3 protein-coding genes, 1 tRNA gene and 1 pseudogene are annotated in these 2,078 nt (G+C 64.1%); 3 read left to right on the top strand and 2 right to left on the bottom strand.

The annotated features are described in order from the left end of the window. Nucleotides 1-105 (bottom strand): annotated as a pseudogene (locus tag VFH65_RS08820) (prephenate dehydrogenase); the annotation flags it as partial. 76 nt (nucleotides 106-181) lie between these two features. Between VFH65_RS08820 and VFH65_RS08815 the strand changes: the two are divergent. The 3 genes from VFH65_RS08815 to VFH65_RS08805 all read left to right on the top strand — a co-directional run bounded on the left by VFH65_RS08815 (nucleotide 182) and on the right by VFH65_RS08805 (nucleotide 1,338). After that, nucleotides 182-703, top strand: coding sequence for a tRNA adenosine deaminase-associated protein (locus VFH65_RS08815; protein WP_353320765.1), 522 nt, complete (start codon nucleotides 182-184; stop codon nucleotides 701-703). After that, nucleotides 700-1,149 (top strand): nucleoside deaminase, encoded by a 450-nt coding sequence (locus VFH65_RS08810; RefSeq protein WP_353320764.1) that lies wholly within the window; start codon nucleotides 700-702, stop codon nucleotides 1,147-1,149. Before VFH65_RS08815 ends, VFH65_RS08810 begins: the two co-directional genes overlap by 4 nt. Before the next feature lie 98 nt (nucleotides 1,150-1,247). After that, nucleotides 1,248-1,338: transfer RNA gene (locus tag VFH65_RS08805), tRNA-Ser, on the top strand. Nucleotides 1,339-1,412: 74 nt separating this feature from the next. Here VFH65_RS08805 and VFH65_RS08800 read toward each other — a convergent pair. Next, on the bottom strand, nucleotides 1,413-2,078 hold a 666-nt coding region (locus tag VFH65_RS08800), incomplete at its 5' end, for a Fic family protein (protein WP_353320763.1).

Here is a 2,078-nt window from a genome sequence, read left to right as displayed (position 1 = left end):
AGTCTCCCGCCCCGCCGCCGCGGCGGCACGCATCACCGAGCCCCCGATGAGACCCAGACCCACCACGCAAACGGGTGTCTTTGTCACCCTCCAAGGTTGGCACATGCGGTTGCATCGACCGACGTCAGGCTTGGTGCGGATTGCTAGTCAAAGACCAGGTCGGGGACTACCGTTGGCCCACATGGGAGCCCAAAGTGCCTCGGCGCAGAACCAGACCGTCGAAATTCCCGACGGTTTCGGCGTCGCCGTCGTCCGGGAGGACGGCAAATGGCGTTGCGCACCCATGCGCCGTGCTGCGTTGACCAGCTTGACCGCCGCGGAAACCGAACTTCGCGAATTGCGTAGTGCGGGCGCGGTTTTCGGACTGCTGGATATCGATGACGAATTCTTCATGATCGTGCGGCCTGCGCCGGCCGGGACAAGGCTGCTGCTGTCGGATGCCACCGCCGCGCTGGACTACGACATCGCTGCCGAGGCGCTGGAAAAGCTCGACGCCGACCTCGACCCCGGTGAACTCGAAGACGCCGACCCGTTCGAGGAGGGCGACCTGGGACTTCTGGCCGATATCGGACTGCCCGAGGCGGTTTTGGGCGTCATCCTCGACGAGACCGACCTCTACGCCGACGAACAACTGGGCCGGATCGCCAGGGAGATGGGCTTCGCCGACGAGCTATCGGCGGTGCTCGAAAAACTCGATCGGTGACCGACGAAGACCTCATCCGCGCCGCTCTCGACGCCGCGGGGTCTGTGGGGCCTCGTGACGTGCCCATCGGGGCGGTGATCGTCGCCGCCGACGGCACCGAACTGGCGCGGGCGGCCAATGCACGCGAAGAGCTGGGGGATCCGACCGCGCACGCCGAGATCCTGGCGATGCGGGCGGCGTCTCAAGTGCTCGGCGACGGCTGGCGGCTGGAAGGCACCACGCTGGCCGTCACCGTCGAACCATGCACGATGTGCGCGGGTGCGCTGGTGATGGCGCGGGTTGCGCGGCTGGTGTTCGGTGCGTGGGAGCCGAAGACAGGGGCTGTCGGCTCGCTGTGGGACGTGGTCCGCGATCGGCGGCTGACGCATCGGCCGGAAGTGCGCGGGGGAGTTCTTGCCGACGAGTGCGCGGCGCCGCTGGAGGCGTTCTTCGCCAAGCAGCGATGAGCGCTTGCGCGAAGAGCATTGAGCAGCGATGAGCGCTTGCGCGAAGAGCATGGAGCACGGTTTGGGTTGTCCGCTCGGTCATCGGTAAGCTGCCACACGGTGGCGTGTCCGAGCGGCCTAAGGAGCACGCCTCGAAAGCGTGTGACGGGTAACCCCCGTCCGAGGGTTCAAATCCCTCCGCCACCGCCAAAGCCAGCCATCTGCAACCGCAGGTGAACGGCGCACTTGACGTTTGCTGAGGTCCTCAGCTAGGAGCTCGCAACTCATTCGAGTATCGCGAGAACAGCGTCACTCGAGAAAATGCGCGCATACCGCCCTTGGCTTCGTTGGCGGAGGACGCCGAGATCCACCAAACGCTGGATTGCACTGTTCGCGGCCTGATAAGACACGTCGTAGAGTTCGGCCGCGAGCTGGGCGGTGATCATCGGGTAACCGATCAGGTCCTCAGCGATCCTGAGGGAAACGCCCTTCGCCCCGGCTTCGGCCAACTGCGCCTTGAATGTCTGGCGGATGTTGTGCAGCTGATCTACGCGCCGGATGACTTCCAATGATTCAGCATGGATTGCAGCGCACATGAACTGAACCCAGTCGTCCCATATTCCCGTAAGCGACACCTGCAGCAGAAGGTGTTGATACTCAGTGCGATTCCGCTCCAGCCAGGGTGCGATGTTGAGGATCGGATTTTGAAGTTCCCCGTACCGGGTCAACTGCAGCGCACACACTAGGCGTCCTAGGCGACCGTTGCCGTCGTTGAAAGGGTGCAGACACTCGAATTGGTAGTGTCCGACCGCCATTCTGATGATCGACGGCAGAGCGGATTGGCCATTGACCCACTCTTCCCATCGCCGGATCCCGTCGAGCAACCGGTGGCCTGGCGGGGGCGGGACAAACCGACAGTCGGTTACCCAGCCACGGTCCGCCCCGATAAA

The sequence above is a fragment of the Mycobacterium sp. genome (assembly GCF_035697385.1).
In the GTDB taxonomy this organism is placed as follows: domain Bacteria; phylum Actinomycetota; class Actinomycetes; order Mycobacteriales; family Mycobacteriaceae; genus Mycobacterium.
The sequence above is the reverse complement of the archived record's forward strand: the minus strand, read 5'-3'. Positions and strand labels throughout refer to the sequence as shown.

Excerpts from the sequence above, each read along its gene's own strand:
- VFH65_RS08815 (WP_353320765.1), top strand. The coding sequence starts at position 182 with ATGGGAGCCCAAAGTGCCTCGGCGCAGAACCAGACCGTCGAAATTCCC.